The sequence below is a fragment of the Trichococcus collinsii genome (assembly GCF_900107505.1).
In the GTDB taxonomy this organism is placed as follows: Bacteria; Bacillota; Bacilli; order Lactobacillales; family Aerococcaceae; genus Trichococcus; species Trichococcus collinsii.
Genome location: NZ_FNQH01000002.1, coordinates 148,894 through 168,516 on the forward strand (window position 1 = coordinate 148,894; position 19,623 = coordinate 168,516).

Annotated in this window: 14 protein-coding genes and 1 riboswitch; of the genes, 2 read left to right on the forward strand and 12 right to left on the reverse strand. The window is 46.2% G+C overall.

Going from position 1 to position 19,623, the window contains the following annotated elements:
- Positions 1–8: 8 nt before the first annotated feature.
- The 12 genes from gltB to coaA form a co-directional block, all read right to left on the reverse strand.
- On the reverse strand, positions 9–4,586 hold the full coding sequence (gltB, locus tag BLV66_RS05030; protein WP_086987523.1) for a glutamate synthase large subunit: 4,578 nt from the start codon (positions 4,584–4,586) through the stop codon (positions 9–11).
- A gap of 342 nt (positions 4,587–4,928) precedes the next feature.
- Entirely contained in the window at positions 4,929–5,786 is an 858-nt protein-coding gene (gene speB / locus BLV66_RS05035) for an agmatinase (protein WP_245826746.1), read from the reverse strand.
- Between the two features lie 48 nt (positions 5,787–5,834).
- The gene (locus BLV66_RS05040; protein WP_218131799.1) at positions 5,835–7,376 is read right to left on the reverse strand and encodes an aminotransferase class I/II-fold pyridoxal phosphate-dependent enzyme; all 1,542 of its coding nucleotides are present in this window, start codon (positions 7,374–7,376) and stop codon (positions 5,835–5,837) included.
- Positions 7,377–7,462: 86 nt separating this feature from the next.
- A riboswitch (SAM riboswitch) is annotated at positions 7,463–7,597 on the reverse strand.
- Positions 7,598–8,140: 543 nt separating this feature from the next.
- The gene (locus BLV66_RS05045) at positions 8,141–9,694 is read right to left on the reverse strand and encodes a sodium/proline symporter (RefSeq protein ID WP_086987522.1); all 1,554 of its coding nucleotides are present in this window, start codon (positions 9,692–9,694) and stop codon (positions 8,141–8,143) included.
- 158 nt (positions 9,695–9,852) lie between these two features.
- Complete coding sequence (locus BLV66_RS05050; RefSeq protein ID WP_176974146.1) at positions 9,853–10,362, reverse strand: DUF2812 domain-containing protein; 510 nt, start codon at positions 10,360–10,362, stop codon at positions 9,853–9,855.
- Positions 10,346–10,666, reverse strand: a complete 321-nt coding sequence (locus tag BLV66_RS05055) for a PadR family transcriptional regulator (RefSeq protein WP_086987520.1) — start codon at positions 10,664–10,666, stop codon at positions 10,346–10,348. The genes BLV66_RS05050 and BLV66_RS05055 overlap by 17 nt, the downstream gene beginning before the upstream one ends.
- 163 nt (positions 10,667–10,829) lie before the next feature.
- Positions 10,830–11,771, reverse strand: coding sequence for an alpha/beta hydrolase (locus BLV66_RS05060; RefSeq protein WP_086987519.1), 942 nt, complete (start codon positions 11,769–11,771; stop codon positions 10,830–10,832).
- 129 nt (positions 11,772–11,900) lie between these two features.
- A complete protein-coding gene (gene efaA, locus BLV66_RS05065; protein ID WP_086987518.1) occupies positions 11,901–12,845 on the reverse strand; it encodes an Mn/Fe ABC transporter substrate-binding lipoprotein EfaA in 945 nt (314 codons plus the stop codon).
- A complete protein-coding gene (locus BLV66_RS05070) occupies positions 12,835–13,692 on the reverse strand; it encodes a metal ABC transporter permease (RefSeq protein WP_086987517.1) in 858 nt (285 codons plus the stop codon). The genes efaA and BLV66_RS05070 overlap by 11 nt, the downstream gene beginning before the upstream one ends.
- Complete coding sequence (locus BLV66_RS05075) at positions 13,682–14,431, reverse strand: metal ABC transporter ATP-binding protein (RefSeq protein WP_086987516.1); 750 nt, start codon at positions 14,429–14,431, stop codon at positions 13,682–13,684. Before BLV66_RS05075 ends, BLV66_RS05070 begins: the two co-directional genes overlap by 11 nt.
- 324 nt (positions 14,432–14,755) lie before the next feature.
- Positions 14,756–16,309 (reverse strand): glutamine-hydrolyzing GMP synthase, encoded by a 1,554-nt coding sequence (guaA, locus tag BLV66_RS05080; RefSeq protein WP_086987515.1) that lies wholly within the window; start codon positions 16,307–16,309, stop codon positions 14,756–14,758.
- A gap of 21 nt (positions 16,310–16,330) precedes the next feature.
- Positions 16,331–17,254, reverse strand: coding sequence for a type I pantothenate kinase (gene coaA / locus BLV66_RS05085; protein ID WP_086987514.1), 924 nt, complete (start codon positions 17,252–17,254; stop codon positions 16,331–16,333).
- A 395-nt stretch (positions 17,255–17,649) separates the two neighbouring features.
- On the opposite strand from coaA, the gene mvk reads away from it, so the two are divergent.
- The gene (gene mvk / locus BLV66_RS05090) at positions 17,650–18,603 is read left to right on the forward strand and encodes a mevalonate kinase (protein WP_086987513.1); all 954 of its coding nucleotides are present in this window, start codon (positions 17,650–17,652) and stop codon (positions 18,601–18,603) included.
- On the forward strand, positions 18,596–19,603 hold the full coding sequence (gene mvaD, locus BLV66_RS05095) for a diphosphomevalonate decarboxylase (protein ID WP_086987512.1): 1,008 nt from the start codon (positions 18,596–18,598) through the stop codon (positions 19,601–19,603). Before mvk ends, mvaD begins: the two co-directional genes overlap by 8 nt.
- The last annotated feature ends 20 nt before the right edge of the window (positions 19,604–19,623 follow it).

Sequence of the window (19,623 nt, forward strand, 5' to 3'; positions counted from 1 at the left end):
CCTCCTCCTTAGTTTGTCACAACTGGTTTGTAGCGCTCATCAAAGGCATAACGCATTGCGTCTTGACCAGTGATGCCCATCTGGTTCGCTATTTCGATGTTCTCCAGGATGAACTTGTAGTCGTTGGAGATGACCTTAGTGAAGCGGGATTTCATTTGATCCCAGTTAGCCAAAATATTTTGCGCTTTTGGACTTCCCGTAAAGATCATATGCTCCTGCAGCATGCGCTTGATTGTGTCATGCTCTGTGTCATTCAAATCTGTCGTTGCGCTGACCATTTCCATGTTCAGGTTGTTTTCGTCGAAATCAAGGATATAAGCTACCCCGCCCGACATCCCGGCAGCGAAGTTACGACCGGTTTTTCCGATGATCAGAACCGTTCCGCCAGTCATGTACTCACAACCGTGGTCGCCGATTCCTTCAACAACAGTATCCACGCCACTGTTACGGACGCAGAAACGTTCTCCGGCGATTCCGTTGATGTATGCTTTACCACTGGTCGCGCCATAGAAAGCGACGTTACCGGTGATGATGTTTTCTTCAGGTGCGAATGTAGCCTCATTCGGTACGCGTACGATGATTTTACCACCGGACAAGCCTTTACCGATGTAGTCATTCGAATCGCCTTCCAGCGTCAATGTCATCCCTTTGGGAATGAATGCGCCGAAACTTTGTCCTGCCGAGCCCACGAAAGTTAATTGGATCGTATCTTCCGGCAAGCCTTCTGCACCATATTTTTTCGATATTTCGCTGCCGATGATAGTTCCAACAACGCGGTCGATGTTTTGGATTGCTGATTTGGCTACGATGCGTTTCTTAGAGTCGATTGCCGGTTTCACAATTCTCAGCAGACGACGCATATCCAATGTTTTCTCTAATTCATGGTCTTGCTCCGTCATGTTGTATCTGCCGACATTCGGTGCTGCGTATGGTTGGTACAATACGCTGGACAGATCGACTGTCTTCGCTTTCCAATGCTTCACATTTTCCTTCATCTTCAGCTTGTCGCTGCGTCCGACCATTTCATTGATTGTGCGGAAGCCTAATTTAGCCATGATTTCACGCAATTCTTCGGCAACGAACATCATGAAGTTCACGACGTATTCCGGTTTGCCTTGGAAGTTCTTGCGTAATGTTTCATCTTGCGTAGCGATACCCACTGGACATGTGTTCAGGTGGCAGACACGCATCATGATGCAGCCGATAGCCACTAGCGGTGTTGTCGCAAAGCCGAATTCTTCAGCTCCCAACATACAGGCGATTGCAACATCGCGACCAGTCAATAATTTACCATCCGTTTCGACACGGACACGGTCACGTAATTTGTTCAACACTAAAGTTTGGTGCGCTTCGGCCAAGCCCAGTTCCCACGGCAAGCCGGTATTACGGATGCTGGTTCTTGGTGCTGCACCTGTACCGCCGTCATACCCACTGATCAAGATTGTATCGGCATTTGCTTTCGCAACACCTGCAGCGATCGTTCCAACGCCGGCTTCAGAAACCAACTTCACGTTGATGCGCGCATGACGGTTGGCATTCTTCAAGTCGAAGATCAATTCTTTCAAATCTTCGATGGAGTAGATGTCATGATGCGGAGGCGGTGAAATCAAGCCTACACCCGCGATGGAGCCACGTGTTTTGGCGATTTCAGGATACACTTTCGGTCCTGGCAATTGTCCGCCTTCGCCCGGTTTTGCACCTTGGGCCATCTTGATTTGAATTTCCTTCGCGTTCACCAAGTAGTGGCTCGTGACGCCGAAACGTCCGGAAGCGACTTGTTTGATGGCACTGTTACGGGAATCTCCGTTTTCATCCAATTCATAACGGCTTGGATCTTCTCCACCCTCACCAGAGTTGCTCATACCGCCCAGACGGTTCATAGCAATCGCTAACGTTTGGTGCGCTTCGATACTGATTGATCCATAAGACATCGCTCCGGTCTTGAAGCGTTTCACGATGCTTTCAGCCGATTCGACTTCTTCAATCGGAATCGCGTCTTGTGCGTTTGGCTTGAATTGCATAAGTTGACGCAACGTGTACGCCTTCGTTTCAGCATTGATTTCGCGAGAGAACTCTTTGTATTGCTCATAGTCCCCTTGGCGAGTCGCTTGCTGCAGACGGTAGATCGTACTCGGATTGTACAAGTGTTCCTCACCCATAGCCGAGTATTGGAAATGACCGCCCACTCCCAGCGTTTCGCTGTAAGGAGCTGTAGCTTTGTAGGCACTGTCATGACGCATTCTGTTTTCTGTCGCAATTTCCTGAAGACCGATACCCTCGATGCGGGTAGGCGTGCCTGTGAAGTATTTAGCGACAACTTCGCTGTTGACTCCCAGTGCTTCAAAAATTTGTGCACCATGATAACTGCGCATTGTTGAAATACCCATCTTAGTCAATACTTTGGACATACCATGGACAGCTGCGTGGATGTAGTTCGCTTCAGCTGCCTCTGCATCCAGTCCGTCCAACAATCCTTCTTCAGCAAGTTCGCGGATAGTCGCATAAGTCAAGTAAGGATTGACCGCGTTACAGCCGTATCCGACCAATGTGCAGTAATGATGCACTTCTCTTGGTTCACCGGATTCCAGCACAAGGCCGACGCTCGTGCGTGTTTCTTCGCGGATCAAGTGATGATGCAGACCGGAAACAGCCAATAAAGCCGGAACCGCTGCCCATTCAGCGTTAACACCACGGTCGGAAAGGACCAAAATGTTGGCGCCTGAAGCAATGGCTTTGTCCGCTGCACTGAAAAGACGTTCCAAAGCTTTTTCCATCCCTTTCACATCTTCTTCGACGCGATAAAGAAGGGAAAGAGTGGCTGTTTTAAATTTGTCGTCCTGCAATGCTTTGATTTTCGCTAATTCAGAATCCGTCAAAATCGGGCTATCCAAGTAGATGGCATGCGTATCAGCCCTATCCGGATCTAACAAGTTACCGCAATTTCCGACAAGCATTGTATCGGAAGTAACGATTTCCTCACGGATCCCATCAATTGGAGGGTTCGTAACTTGCGCAAATAATTGTTTGAAGTACAGATAAAGCATCTGCGGTTTGTCAGATAAGACTGCCAACGGAGAATCAATCCCCATCGCTCCGACTGAATCGCCACCTGTGACGGCCATCGGTTTGATCAATAATTGGATGTCCTCGAACGTATAACCGAAAGCTTTCTGTTGGTGAAGCAATTCTTCAGGCTCAACAATTGCGGTCAATGGAGCAGGCGCAATGTCCTTCATTTTGGACAGATGCTTCTCAGCCCATTCTCCGTAAGGTTGTTTAGCAGCCACCGTTTCTTTTATTTCTTCATCCGAGATGATACGTTTTTGCTTCGTATCGATCAACAACATCTTACCTGGCTCCAGACGACCCTTATAGGCTACATCTTCCGGACGCACATCTACGACACCTACTTCGGATGACAGAATTACGCGATCATCTTTCGTCACATAGTAACGGGACGGACGCAAACCGTTTCTGTCCAACACCGCTCCGACGATTTCTCCATCCGTGAAGCCCATTGCTGCAGGGCCATCCCATGGTTCCATCAGGAAGTTGTTGAAATTATAGAAATCCTTTTTGGATTTCGACATCGTTTTGTTCTTTTCCCAAGGCTCAGGAACCATCATCATGACAGCTTCCGGCAATGAGCGGCCGTTCAGATACAAGAATTCCAGATTGTTGTCGAATTGGGAAGAGTCACTCCCAGTTTCGTCGACGATCGGATAGATTTTTTCACTGGCATCCAACAGATCCTGGGACATGCTGCCTTGACGGGCGCGCATCCAATTTATATTTCCGCGGATTGTGTTGATTTCGCCATTGTGGATCAAGTAACGGTTTGGATGAGCTCTTTCCCAACTCGGGAAAGTATTCGTACTGAAACGGGAATGGACCATCGCCAAAGCGGATGTGAAGTCCAAATCCGTCAAATCAAGATAGAAGCTCCGTAATTGTTCTGCAGTCAACATCCCTTTGTAGACGATTGTTTTCGAAGAGAAACTGGCAAAATAAAACGAGCCGCCTCTTTTTTCGCTCATCGGTACGATTAGTTTTTCAGATAATTTACGGATGACGAACAATTTGCGTTCGAAATCCATTTCAGTCATCTCAGGATTTCCTTTACCGACAAAGACTTGGATAAAACGCGGGATAGCTGCTTTTGCAGTCACACCGATTTCAGAGCTGTCGATTGGAACCTCACGCCAACCCAACACTTTTTGACCTTCGGAAGTGACAATCTCTTCCACCATTCTCATTTGTTCGTGACGTAGATCGTCATATTTATGGGCAAAGAGCATCCCTACTCCATAATCGCCTTTTTTAGGCAAATGGATTCCTAGGACGTCGCACTCCCTGCTGAAAAAATGATGAGGAATCTGCACCATGATACCTGCTCCGTCACCTGTTTTGGCATCAGCGCCGGAAGCACCCCTATGCTCCATGTTTTCCAATAAATCCAACGCATCAGAGACTAATTTATAAGAGCCATTACCATTGATATCAACGACAAATCCCATACCGCATGCATCATGCTCGTAGGCGGGATCATACATTCCTTGTTTTTTTGGAGGAGTGTAACTATTCATTTCGGCGTCCCTACTTTCTATTATGTTATTCTGATATTATAATCAAACTCTAATTTAAATACAATCCATTTTCATTCATTTTTTCACAATTAGTTGCATCTTTTTTTTGATAGTAACAATATTAACTTTGGAAAAAACATTTGATATAACACAATTATACAACCTGATAGCCGTTAACTGACTTGTGATAGATTTCATAACATCACCATGTAAACAATTACCGTTTTCATGACTTTTTAATGCAAGTTGGTTTCATTCTGTCATTTTGACCTGCAGATGCTATTTTTTATTAAAAAATACCCGACCTTGATTAATTTTAAGGTCGGGTAATTGATTTTTGTTCTATTTAGTAAGTGTCAAAAGCATTTCTCTGACAGTCTTGCAAGCCATAGCAGTCGAAGCGCCTGACGGATCGTATTGCGGAGAAAGTTCAACGACGTCGGCTGCAACAATCTGATTCAAGTTCTGCAGCACAGCAATACCTGCCAACAATTCCTTGTAAGTTATGCCGCCTGGCTCAGGTGTGCCGGTTCCAGGGAAAGTGCCAGGATCCAAAACGTCCAGATCGATCGTCACATAAACGGGAACATTCTTCAATTGCTGAACAATCTGCGGCAGCGTATCGATGGTGAATTTCTCCATATAAGTATGCTCTTTCGCCCATTCGAATTCTTCCTTCAAACCGGAACGGATACCGAATTGGAAAATGCGGCCGTCTCCCAGGAAGTCGAAGCAGCGGCGGATGACCGAGGCATGCGACAGCGGTTCTCCCATGTAGTCTTCACGCAGATCTGTGTGGGCATCAATATGGATGACATGCAGATTTGGGTATTTCTCATAGGCAGCCTCGATGGTAGGCAGGCTGACGAGATGCTCGCCGCCGACCATCAGAAATTTCTTGCCGCTGTCCAGTACTTCTTTTGTATAGGCTGCGATATCGCTCAATACACGCTCTGTGTTGCCGAAAGGCAGCTCCAGATCTCCGCCATCATGGATGGCCTCTTCTTCAAGATCACGATCCAAATAAGGAGAATAACTTTCCAAGCCGAAAGAATCTTGGCGGATCGCTTGCATCGCAAAGCGTGTGCCTGGCCTGAAACTGGTTGTTCCGTCGAATGGAATCCCGAATAATACGGTAGATGCTTCTTCAAATGAAGATTCGCAGCCGATAAAGGTCTGGATGTTCATGTTATTTTTCACTTTCTGCCGTCCTCCAACTGTATGCTATTTGATTGTTGTTTCGATTGATTAATCTTTCAGGACTTTGATTTGATGAGGCATTTTTTCCTCGGTCAAGACATTGCCTAATGTTTCATTGTAGTAGTGGTAATGCTGAACGACTGCCTCGGAAATCACTTCACCAGGGATGATCAACGGAATTCCTGGTGGGTAGATCATGATTGAGTCGGCACTGATGCGGCCGATTGCATCGTCTATGCTGACAACTTCATTATCAGCATAGAAAGCATCACGCGGGCTGCAGGCCAATTTGTTGATGCTGCAAGTCATCACGTGCGCATCGAAATGTTGGCTTGCTTTTTTGTAGCGTCTGCGGACATCCATCAAGGCATCGACCAGTCTCCCGATTGTCTCGCGTGTGTCGGCTGTGCTGATGACAGCCATCACGACGTAGCCTTCAACCAGCTCCAATTGGATGCCATATTCTTCCTTCATGATTGTGTAGACTTCGAAGCCGGTCAGGCCGATATCATTGACACGGATAACTAATTTAGTCCAGTCGTAAGTCTGGTAGAATTTATCTTTGATGTAGTCGGATTTCAATACTTCATAGTCGCCAAATGCTTCGATCGCTTCAATAGCTTCGCTGACGATCGGGCGCAGTTTTTTGTAGCGGTCTTTGCCGTACATCGCCAATTCGCTGCGTGCAGCATCAATGGAGCTCATCAACAAGTAATTCGCGCTGGTCGATTGCAGCATGTTCAGCACTTTTTGTAATTTTGTAGCGGAAATGCGATCCCCTTGCATCACCATCAAGGAACTTTGTGTCAAAGATCCTCCGGTTTTGTGCATGGAATATGTCACCGCATCGGCTCCAGCTTTCATCGGATCCTTCATTTTTCCGGGCATGAACGGCAAATGCGCGCCGTGCGCACTGTCAACAATGACCACAACACCGCGTTCATGCGCGATATCACAGATCGTTTCCAAATCGTTCAAAGATCCGAAATAAGTCGGATAAGTGACCAAAAGAGCTTTCGCTTTAGGATTTTCATCCAATCCTTGGATGATGCGTTCCACGGAAATTCCGTGAGAAATTCCGAAGGCCAAATCCATTTCGGGCTGGATGAAGATTGGCTTGGCGCCGCTCAGGATCAACCCGTTCATCACTGATTTATGGCAGTTACGGGGAACCAAGATTGTATCGTTCGGTCCCACAACGCTCATGATCATCGCTTGGATTCCTACAGTCGTACCGTTCACCAAGAAAAAGGCCTGATCGGCATTGTATGCTTTTGCAGCCAATTCCTGTGCTTCTTTTATGACGGATTGCGGATGGCTCAATAAGTCCAATTCTCTCATGGAGTTGACATCCATCTGCATCGTCATATCACCGACTGCCATTTTAAATGGTGTCATCTGCGCACCCATTTTATGTCCAGGGACATCGAAAGGCGTAACGTCCTGTTTCGCATATTTAACAAGCGCTTCGAAAAGCGGCATTTTGATATGTGTAATATTTTTTGCTTTAACGTTAGAAATTTGGTAAGTAATTTTGTCAGAATGACCATCCAAATAAGTGTCTGAATTGAATAAAACCTTTTCAGCCAAATAGATTTCCCCCTTTGATATAAAAAATGGGCATAAAAAAAGCTCTCCAACCAAAGGAAAGCTTCGATATCTATCAGCTGCTTTTCCTCTTATTGCTCATAGGACTTGGATAATCCTACGCTCAGGTTGGGCACCCAATATCAATCTGTACTGAAAAAAATTAGATTGATTGGTTTGCCACCGTATCTTCGACCCCTCGTCTCAACGGCTATTAATAAGAGATATTCAATTTATGCAAGCTAAATTCTATACAAATATGCTGTATATGTCAATGATTTTGGACATAAATTTATATTTTTTTTCAAACGATTTTTCCGAACGATGTTTTGACATTTGTTTATGAATATTCATAAACTCGGCAAAGCCACCACCCTAGAGCTTTTCATCCGTTCCTGAAGGTGTTTCTTGACGTTTATGGTACTTTTGGGCTAATTTCAGTTCCTTCTGATACATGCTCATTGCGAATGAAATCAATGCTGCACGGAAGGCAGCAACAATTCCGAATCGTTTTCGACTACATCATAAAGCTGCTCCCGGTAAGTCCGGATGTCGTTTCGGTAAGGTCGGTCCAGCACGCGATTGTTGAAAATGACTTTTGTTTACAAAAAAATTCTTCTGCCATCTCTGTTTCAACATATCATAAACAACTGGACCATTCGCCCCGATTTTGTGACAACTTTCCGAAAATTCCGGGATTACATCTCTAGGATAACTCGAAAAGGCTGCCTCTAAGAGACAGCCCACTGATTTTTTCACATGTTTACTTAGGCTTTCGACTGGCTTTTCACCATTTCGAATTCCTCTTCCATCGCAGCGGATGGTTTTTCCCCTATCAAGGAGAATATCACGATCGCCACGCAGGAAAGGATGAATGCCGGTAACAATTCGTAGATGCCGAAAACGCCACCGATCGGTTTGATCAGAAGTTTCCAGATGAAAACAGCGATTCCACCTGTCAACATGCCAGCGATGGCGCCTTGACGCGTTGTTTTTTTCCAGAACAAGGAGAACAGCATCAACGGTCCGAATGTCGCACCGAAGCCGGCCCACGCGAATGATACGATTGTGAAGATGACGGAGTTCTCATCCAAAGCGATGATGATTCCCAGGATCGCCAAAACAATCAGGATCATCCGCGTCATCGCCATGACTTGGTTATCGGAAGCATCCTTGCGCAAAACGCCTTTATAGATGTTTTTCGAAAAAGCACTTGCAGCAATCAACAGGTAAGAATCCGCAGAACTGATTGTCGCAGCCAAAATTCCTGACATGACGATTCCGGCCAATAGCGGCGGGAACAATAACGTCGCCATCTCGATGAAAATCGTTTCCGAAGTGGAAGCAGTCGTCAACGCCACCGGGAACATGGAACGTCCGATCAGACCGATCAGGACGGCAGCGCCCAATGAAAGTGTCGCCCAAATGATGCCGATCCGGCGTGATTGTTTGATATCATCAGCCGAACGGATCGCCATAAAGCGCAACAGCACTTGCGGCATACCGAAGTATCCAAGGCCCCAAGCCATGCTGGACGCAATTGTGATCAGTCCGTATTTGCCCGCAGGTCCAAAGGCAGCCATCGCACCCTCCGATTGTTGCACACCATCAACCAATGTCGGTGTTGCGATTCCGAAGAAATCCAAAAATCCTGGGATGCCTTTTAGGTTATCGATGACCGCTCCGGGACCACCAGCATGCACAACGCCGCCGACCAAAACAACAGCCAACGCCGCAATCATGATGATGCCCTGCATAAAGTCGGAAACACTCTCAGCCAAAAATCCGCCGATGAACGTGTAGAACACGACGAACACCGCTCCGGCGATCATCACCGGGATGTAAGGCACTTCGAACAAAGTTGCGAAGAGCTTCCCTACTGTCACAAAACAGCTGGCTGCATAGACGGAAAAGAAAACGAAGATGAACGTGGAAGATATTGTCAAAATGACGCGTTTGTCCTCATGGAATCGATTGCTGAAGAATTCCGGCAATGTGATTGCTTCCGCTGATTCGGAATAATGACGCAACCGTTTCGAGACGATGATCCAGTTCAAAGATGTCCCCAATGCCAAGCCAATCGCTGTCCAGAATGCGTCTGACAATCCTGACCAATAAGCCACTCCTGGAAGCCCCATCAGGAGCCAACCGCTCATGTCCGAGGCGCCTGCACTGATTGCGGCAACCCAAGGACCCAGACTGCGTCCGCCTAAGAAGAAATTATCGGAGCTCTCGTTTGATCGCTTGTAGTAATAAAAACCGATACCGATGATGATCGACATATAGCCGGCCATCGCCATAAAAATTAATGCTTTATCCATAAGTTACCTCCAAAATAAATAATGACATATTTCATCATTCTAATTTAATTAAAATTTAATGAATGCACTACGCCATCATAGCATAAGAGTAAAATTGTAAGCAACTTAATTTTCAGGATGGACAGTAACAATACTCTTATAGTGAAAATAATTAGTACCTAACTCAATTTTTCAAGTTCGGTTATTTTCTTTGTGCATGTCCCGACTTGCTTCAGGAAAATAAAGGCAATCAATGTCAAAAGCATAGACATCAAGATGAGCATCGGCTCCTTAGTTTGGATGGCATTGTACCACTGCGGGATGGAAAGCAGGAATTCCACAATGGCCAAACGGAGAAATATCGTACGGATGCGTCCGAATTGTTTGATTTGGCTTTCCGGATCCGTATAGAGTTCAAAATTGCCCTTTTTTCGGAAGAATGCCCAGATGCCCCAAGTTTGCACGAGTTCCCCACCGGAATCCTGCACCAGATCGTAAAGTTCATTGCGTTGTTCCGTCGTTTTGTCGCTGATCAGATCCACTCGGTAGGTATATTCACCGGGTTGGGATTTTTCAAAAGTATACACTCCCAAGAAAAAACGTTTCATGGCGTAGCCTTTTTCGGACATGTCATTCAAAAATGCTTCTTCCTTGTCTTTGTCGTAGTAGAGCCTAAATTTTTTCATCATTTTCCATCGCCTTTCTGCCGTTTTCGAGAAGTTCGCCCAGCCTGGCGATTTCCTCATCCAGAACTTCTTTTCCGAGTGCCGTGATCAGATATTCCTTTTTTTTGCGGGACTGGTCGTCCTGGCTGTGCAGCATGATCCATCTTTTCTCCAATAAGGAGTTCAACGCACCATACAACGTACCGGCTCCCAGAGCCACCCTGCCCTTCGTACACTCCTCAACCTGCTGCATAATGCCGTAACCATGGTTAGGCTCCAGCAGAGAAAGTAAAATATAAAACATAGATTCTGTCAGTGGTGCTCCCATCGCATATCTCTCCCTCCGATATATCGGATATCGCTATATATAATATATCGCCTCCCGATGTATTTGTCAATGGAGAACCTCTGGACACCCACTCAGCAAAAAAAGCCTACCTGATTTCTCCAATTCCGGAAAAATCAGGTAAGCTCCATTAATTTTGTACCTATCAATCGGTCTCCACATGAGCAGCAATCCACTCGATAACGTCCTGCGTTACCGCATCTTTGTTCGTCTCATTGAGCAGTTCATGACGGGCACCCTCATATAGCTTGTAGCTCACATCCTGAAGGCCAATTTGTTGATAAGCCCTGCATATTTGGACGATGCCTCTTCCGGCCTTTCCTCCAACCGGATCTGCACTTCCTGAAATAAAATATAGCGGTAGGTCCTTCGGTGTCGATTGGATGTTCACGGCGTTGTTTATTGCCAGCAAGCCGCTGAAGAAATCATGGAAATAACCGGCCGAACCGATTTTACCGCGCAATGGATCCGCCAGAAATTTATCCACTTCCACTGGGTCCCTGCTGAGCCAATCCAATTCCGTCCGTGCGGGCTTAAAACCCCGGTTGAAATTCTGGAAGACCAGTTTGTCCAGCAATAGGCTCGGGTAGGCTCTTCCATTTCTTTTTATTTCCGACGCTGCCACGACTGTCCCCAGCTTCAGCAACCCGTTCGAAAACACCCCGGAACCGGACAGAACCGCGCCGGCAAGATCACCCCCGTACAACTGGATGTAGCGTCTGGTCAGCATCGAACCCATGCTGTGACCGAAAAGGAACAGCGGAATGCCGGGGTTCTCTGCTTTAATGATTTCAGTCAGCGTTCGCATATCCGAAATGACCTTGTCGAATCCAGCCTCATCCGCAAAACAGATCGCTTCGCCGCCATTCCCGTTCGTTTTGCCATGGCCGCGATGATCGTTTCCGTAAACTACGATTCCCGCTTCCGCCAGCATACTTGCAAAAGTATCATAGCGTCCTATATGTTCTGCGTAACCATGCGCAAGCTGGACGGCCGCACTCGGTTTCTGCTGTGCTTCCGGAGACCATTTCATCGCAAAGATTTTCGTGTCATCAGTTGATTGGAAAGTGAATGATGTTCTTGTCATGAGTGGTCCCCTCTTCTGGTTTCAGGTAAAAAATAGGTTAATAAGCACGGATAACGATATACTTTTCTCCAATTTAGCGATACCAGTTCAAAATGTCAAGCACCACAACAGAAGGGTAACGAATCGCTTCTACTGACTCAATCCTTCATGAATCTTTTCCAGATTCCATTTCATCATATCGTAATAGCTGTCACCGGTTTCCCCTGCTTTCGCGATGGAATCCGTGAACAGATTGCTGTAAACGGGAAGATCCACCTCATTTGCTAATCGCTCCATGCTTCTGTGATCGACACTCGTCTCCACAAAGAGAACCGGAACTTCTGAATTTCGGACTTTTTCAATGATTTGCTTCATCTGATCAGGCGTACCTTGACCTTCAGTATTGATTTCCCAAATATAGGCGGCTTGTAGTTCATAAGCTTTTGAGAAATACTTGAAAGCTCCTTCGCTGGTCACCAACAGCTTCTTTTCCTCGGGGATATCAGCAAATTCTTTTTTTGCCTCGCTGTCCAGTTCCGTTAAGTCGGCAATGTAAGCATCCGCATTTTTTTCATAGTCTGTTTTATTTTCAGGATCCTTTTCGCTCATGACGCGCGTAATTTCGTTGATGTAACGAATGCCGTTGGAAATGTCCAGCCAGGCATGTGGATCTTGTTGCGAACTGTTTCCCGACAGATACAGCGGCTCGACATTTTTACTGACAACGAAGTAATCTTCACCTTCTGACTTACCCGCAGTTTCCATCAATTTGTCAAACCAGCCATTGCCGGTTTCCAAATTCAATCCGTTGTAGAACACGACATCGGCTTCGCTTGCTTTTCGGATATCTTCCGGCAAGGGTTCGTATTCGTGCGGGTCGGTTCCGACAGGCACGATACTGTGCGCATCAATCAGATTCCCTCCAACTTTTTCTACCATGTCGCCGATAATGGAATTGGTGGAGACCACTTTAAGCTTGGTTTCTGTTGTATTTGTTGCATCCGTACTTCCTTTTTCATCTTCCGGAGAATTTCCGCAGCCTCCCAAAACACCTACAAACAGCACTGCAGCAAGCAACAATAGTTTATTTTTCATTATGTAAATTCTCCTTTCTTAATTGGCCGATTAGTCCCTTTTTCGGTGCAAAAATAAATGCCACAATGAAAAATGTAGCTGCTGCCATGACAATCGTCGCCCCAGACGGCAGATTGTAACTGTAGCTGAAGTAAAGCCCTACGATAGAACTGAGGGTTCCAAATACTGTCGAGAGGCCAATCATAACAATCAATTTATCGGTCAATTGGTAGGCTGTCGCTGCCGGTGTGATCAGCATTGCTATTACCAAAATCGTACCGACTGTTTGTAGCGAAGTCACCGCAACTAGTGTCAGCAAAAACATTAACCCATAATTGATTGCACTGATGTTCCAACCATATGATTTTGCAATCGTCGGCGCAAAGGAAGTCAGTTTGAGTTGTTTATAGAATAGCGGCACTGAGATCAATACGATAACAAGCACGGCTGCTGTCAAAAACATGTCCGAATCCCGAACTGCCAGCACATTCCCGAAGAGGATATGATACAAATCAGTGGAGCTTCTGGCGAAGGAAATCAAGATGATCCCTAGAGCAAAAAATGCGCTGAAGACGATTCCGATTGCCGTATCGTTTTTTAAACGACTGTGTTTCGTGACAAAACCAATGAGAGCGGCCGACGCCATCCCAAAAACCGTGGCTCCGATGATATAGCTGCTCCCCAGCATATAAGAAATCGCCACCCCCGGTAATACTGCGTGCGAGATGGCATCCCCCATTAAAGACATTCCTCGTAAGATGATGAAGGAACCGATTATTCCAGCAGATATACCGACCATAACGGAAGTGATCAAAGCGTTCTGCAGGAATTGGAAATCCAAGAGTCCTTGAATAAAATCATTTAACATTTGTTCCACCCCCCAGACTGATCATTTCGGAAATTGCTTCCCCATAAGCCCTTCTCATATTGTTCGCAGTAAATACCTCAGATACCGTACCAAAGGCAACCACTTCTTTATTGATCAGGACAATATCATCAAAATAAGTCTGTACTTTATGCAAATCATGATGGACGATCACGATTGATTTGCCTTCATCGCGGAGTTGTTTCAACAGCTCAATGATGATTTTCTCGCTGGTAGCATCAATCCCGGCAAAAGGTTCGTCAAGCAGCAACCATTCAGCTTCCTGTGCCAACGCTCGCGCAATGAAAACACGTTGCAGCTGTCCACCGGATAATTCACTGATGTGTCGATCTTTAAAGGTTGCCATTCCGACTTTTTCTAAAGCCTTCAATGCCAAATCCTTCTCTTTTTGCTTCGGCCTCTGGAAAAAGCCTAAATTTGCATAGGTGCCAAAAAGTACGGTTCCGAAAACATCTATGGGAAATGAGAGATCGATTTCTTGTCTCTGTTCGACATAGGCTATCTTGTTTATCATTTCCTTCAGCGGTTTGCCGTAAAGACTTACTGCTCCAGTATTTAACGGTGTCAAGCCCATGATCCCTTTCAATAAGCTTGATTTCCCGGCTCCATTTGGTCCGATGATCCCTGTTAATTTGTTCGACTCAAACGCAAGCGTTGCATTTTTGATTGCAGACTGACCTTGATAGGCTATATTCATATTCTGGATTTTTAAATTTTCCATTATGTGTCGTCCCTTTCTCATTCTTATTTTCTGGCCTCTGAATTTGTGTTGAGCGACCCGTAATACCTAAGGCTAATTTAAACATATTATTAGGCTCGCCTAACTTTTTGTTTAAGTTTAACTTATTTAATCCAAGTAAGCAAGTGTTTTGTATTTTTCGCATACTTTTTCTGTAGCTATTTTATATAAATGCAAAAAAATCACCTTTTTATGTCAGGTATATGAATCAAGTTCATTCATACAACAACTTAAAAAGATGATTTGTGTTTTATTGCACCATACAGCCCGTTAAAATAATACTTGCAGGCTTCTATATGTGAAAGATTACTCCCACTCGATGGTCGATGGTGGCTTGCTCGTAATATCGTACACTATGCGGTTGACGTGCTTCACTTCATTTACGATGCGTCGGGAAATCTTGTCCAACACTTCGTAAGGGATGCGTGCCCAGTCGGACGTCATGCCATCGATCGATGTCACGGCGCGGATACCGATTGTGTAATCATACGTACGGCCGTCGCCCATTACGCCTACGCTGCGGAATCCTGGCAGGACTGTAAAGTATTGCCATACATCGCGGTCCAAACCAGCATTCGCGATTTCTTCGCGCAAGATGTAGTCTGATTCGCGGACGATCTCCAATTTTTCTTCGGTGATTTCGCCGATGACGCGGATACCCAAACCAGGGCCTGGGAAAGGTTGACGCCAAACGATGCTGTCAGGCATGCCAAGTTGTGTTCCCAATTCGCGGACTTCATCTTTGAACAATGTGTTCAATGGTTCGATCAACTTGAATTGCATATCTTCAGGCAGTCCGCCTACGTTGTGGTGAGATTTGATTGTTTGGGCAGTCTCTGTTCCACTTTCGATTACGTCTGTATAGAGCGTTCCTTGCGCCAAGAAGTCGATGCCTTGCAATTTCGTAGCTTCATCGTCGAATACGTAAACGAATTCGTTACCAATGATTTTACGTTTTTGTTCCGGATCGCTGACGCCTGCCAGTTTGTCCATGAAACGTTTTTTCGCATCAACGCGGACAATGTTCAAGCCAAATTTACCTACAAGGCTTTCCATAACTTGATCGCCTTCGCCTTTGCGCAAAAGGCCGTGGTCAACAAAGATACAAGTCAATTGAGAGCCGATTGCTTTATGCAGCAATACGCCGACTACGCTTGAATCAACCCCACCGGATAGTCCCAACAAGACTTTTTTGTCGCCGACAGTTTCTCTGATTTTTTTTGTTTCGATTTCGATAAAGTTGGCGATCGACCAGTTTCCTGAACAGTCGCAGACTTCGAAGGCGAAGTTCTTCAGCATTTCGTTTCCGTGTACAGAGTGCTGTACTTCCGGGTGGAACTGGACGCCGTAGAATTTTTCTGCTGTATTGGCAAAGGCTGCAACAGGACAGTTGTCGTTTGTGGCAGTCACTTTGAAGCCAGCAGGAATTTCAGTGATTTTATCACCATGGCTCATCCAGACAGTCTCGATGTCAGAAAGGCCTTTGAACATTGGCGTATCCAAATCAAGGATTTCGATGTCGGAACGTCCGTATTCTCTTTCATCAGCAGGAATGACTTTTCCGCCGAAATGGTCGGTCATCAATTGCATGCCGTAGCAGATCCCCAGTACAGGGATGCCCAAAGCGAAAATGGCCGGATCAACTTTGAAAGCATCGTCTTCATAGACGCTGTTCGGGCCCCCGGAGAAAATGACCCCTTTGACGTTCCCCATCGCCTTGATATCTTCAGCAGTTGTGCGGTGTGAAACCAACTCTGAGAATACGCCGAATTCGCGGATGCGTCGTGTAATCAATTGGTTATATTGACTGCCGAAATCCAGTACGACGATTTTTTCCAACTCGGTAAATTGCTCTATCATCTAATAATCTCTCCAATTTCTTTAATATTTTTTTATGTACAATTCATCAATAAAGTGATTCGTTGTTTTATGAATTACTAAATTTGCCCGTGTGATCGTGGGATAGATATACTCCCGAAGGTTTTTCAGGTTAACCCTTTTCCAGACGCCTCTGGCCATCTCAATAGCGTCCTCACGTTTGCCGATTGCATAGTTGTAATAATAGTTATCCGGTTGATCGATTGCCAAGTCCATCAGCATTTCGAAACGTTCGATGTACCATTTTTCGATCATCTCTTCCTCGGCATCCACATAGATGGAAAAGTCAAAGAAGTCGCTGACGTAAATCTGTTGATTGCTCGGCAACTGGAGCACATTGATCCCTTCCACGATCAGGATATCCGGATGATTCACTTCCTCATAATCGCCAGGGACAATATCATAGATGCGGTGGGAATAGACAGGAAACCGGACATTCGGCTTGCCTGTCTTCACATCCAACAGGAATTGCACCAAATTTTCCATATCGTAACTTTCCGGGAATCCTTTACGATCCATGATGTTGCGTTCCCTCAATATCCGGTTCGGGTACAGGAAACCATCTGTTGTCATCAATTCGACAGCTTTTGTCGGATAAGCCCGCTTCAAAAGGTTCTGCAGGACACGTGCTGTCGTACTTTTACCGACTGCGACACTACCCGTTACGCCAATGATTAGTGGAGACGGTTCATAGGATCTGCCAAGAAATCTGCTTTTATCCCGCTGAAGATTCCGGTACTGCTGCAAGTAAATATCGAACATATGCACCAACGGCACATAGACATCCTTAACATCTTCCAATGAAAGCCTATCATTCAATGATGTCAATTCCTTCAGTTCCTCTTCCGTGATTGTCGGAATGGAATCTTGATGAAAAGTTTGCCATTCTTCACGATGGATTTCGTAGTAGTTTCTATCTTCTATCATAGCTTTTCCCTTCTGGAAATAATCAAACTTTTGGTAATTGTATCACACTTTTCTGAAAATTTAACCCCATCAAATACGAACATTTAATTTTAATCGAAACCTAATCTTTGCTTTCTGCGGTAGGATAGCTTTTTAAGTTTCCGTAAAATCCCAAAGATTTGATTTACTTTGCATTTTTGCTCCGATACAATGAAAATGATGAAAGAAAATAGCAAAAAATATGTGCCGAATTTGTCGGAATTCCATTTCAGAAAGAATTTCAAAAATTAGCCACTTCGGCGAAATCATGCCGATTTGCAATATCCATGTACAGCAAGCATAATAGAAGACGCATAAGAATCAGCGGCAATAAGACTTTCCCCGCTTAATTCAGAACCAGTAAAGGACGATCCTACATGATAAAAACACGCTGCTCCACAGGTAAGTCGCACGGCAAAATCATCTTGATGGGTGAACACGCCGTCGTCCACGGGGAGCCATCCATTGCGCTGCCCTTCCCGGCAGTCGAAATGACCGCGACCGTATGCGAGTCGGAAGGTCCCTTGACAATTGATTGTTCCTATTATAACGGCATCGCTGCAGAAATGCCTGAAATCCTGGAAAGCATGCGGACAGCCATCCAATCGGCATTGGCCGAACTGCAGGTTTCGGACGAAAACCTAGCGATTTCGCTCGCGAGCACCATCCCGGCTGAAAGAGGCATGGGTTCCAGCGCTGCCGTTTCGGTGGCCTTGACCCGCGCCCTTTTCGCCTACTTCGATAAGCCGTTGGACCAAGCGACCTTGCTCAGGCTCGTCAACATATCCGAGATGGTCGCACACGGAAACCCAAGCGGTCTGGATGCCGCCACGGCAAGCGGTGAGGCCCCGCTATTTTACATCAAAGGCCAGCCATTCGAAGCTTTTCCTTTGAACCTGAAGGCTTATATGATTGTCGGGGATACCGGCGTGACTGGCCAAACAAAGGAAGCAGTAGCCAGCATTGCCACAAAACTGAACGGAAAAAATCCGCAACCGTACCGAGACGCCATCACCCGTTTGGGAAGTTTTGCTCAAACGGCGAAGTCCGCGCTTGAGGCTAACGACCCGCAACAATTGGGGCTACTGATGAACCGGGCCCATGAAGTGTTGTCATTTCTGGAAGTATCCAGCCCCGATTTGGACAGGCTCATATCAGCGGCCCGATCTGCAGGAGCGCTGGGCGCCAAATTGACGGGCGGCGGACGCGGCGGTTGCATGATCGCATTGGCCGCTACCCGATCCGAAGCGGAAAAAGTGGAAGAAGCTATACGCCAGGCCGGGGCAATCCGGACTTGGATCTACCTAATGGGAGGAACTGAAGATGTCTAAGAAAGCTTATGTCCGAGCGCATACCAACATCGCGCTGATCAAATATTGGGGGAAGCGGGACGAAACCGACTTTCTTCCTATGAACAGCAGCCTTTCCATGACCTTGGATAAACTCTATACGGATACGATGGTCGTCTTCGATGAAGCCCTCCCGCAAGATTCCTTCTATCTGAACGGCGAGAAGCAAGGCGAAAAAGAGACACAAAAAATCTCCAAATTTCTTAATCTGTTCCGTGAAGAAAAAAACACAGCCATACGTGCGCGCGTTGAAAGCATCAATCACGTCCCTACCGCAGCCGGTTTGGCATCATCAGCCTCTGCCTTCGCTGCTTTGGCAGGAGCTGCCAATTTGGCTTTGGGTCTTGATTTGGATCCGCAGCGATTGTCGACCTTTGCAAGACGCGGCAGTGGCAGTGCAACGCGCAGTATCTACGGCGGTTTTGTGGAATGGGATATGGGGACTTGTTCCGACGATTCCTTCGCAGTACCGGTCGACGATGCCGGCTGGGATATTGGTATGGTCATTGTGGCTGTCAACCAGAAAGCAAAGGAAGTCTCCAGCCGCATCGGCATGAAACGCACGGTCGAGACTTCACCCTTCTATCCAGCTTGGGTGGAATCGGCGAAAAGAGATATTCTGGACATCAAAGCAGCCATCGCTGCGAAAGATTTCATCCGCTTGGGCGAAATCACCGAAGCTAACGGCATGAAGATGCACGGAACCATGTTGGGTGCAGAACCGCCTTTTTCCTATTGGGAACCGGACAGCATTGTCGCTATCAAGATCGCACAGGCTTTGCGCAAACAAGGCATCGCTTGCTATGTCACGATGGATGCCGGTCCTAATGTCAAAGTGCTGTGCCGACTTTCGCAAGCCGAAACGATAAAACAAGCGTTGTTGGAACATTTCACAGAAGATAAATTGATCATCACCAAGCCCGGAAAAGGAATCCGGGAATTGACTCCAGCTGAACGCGCTGTCTACAGTTGGAACGACTAACAGGAACAGAGAGGGTTGAA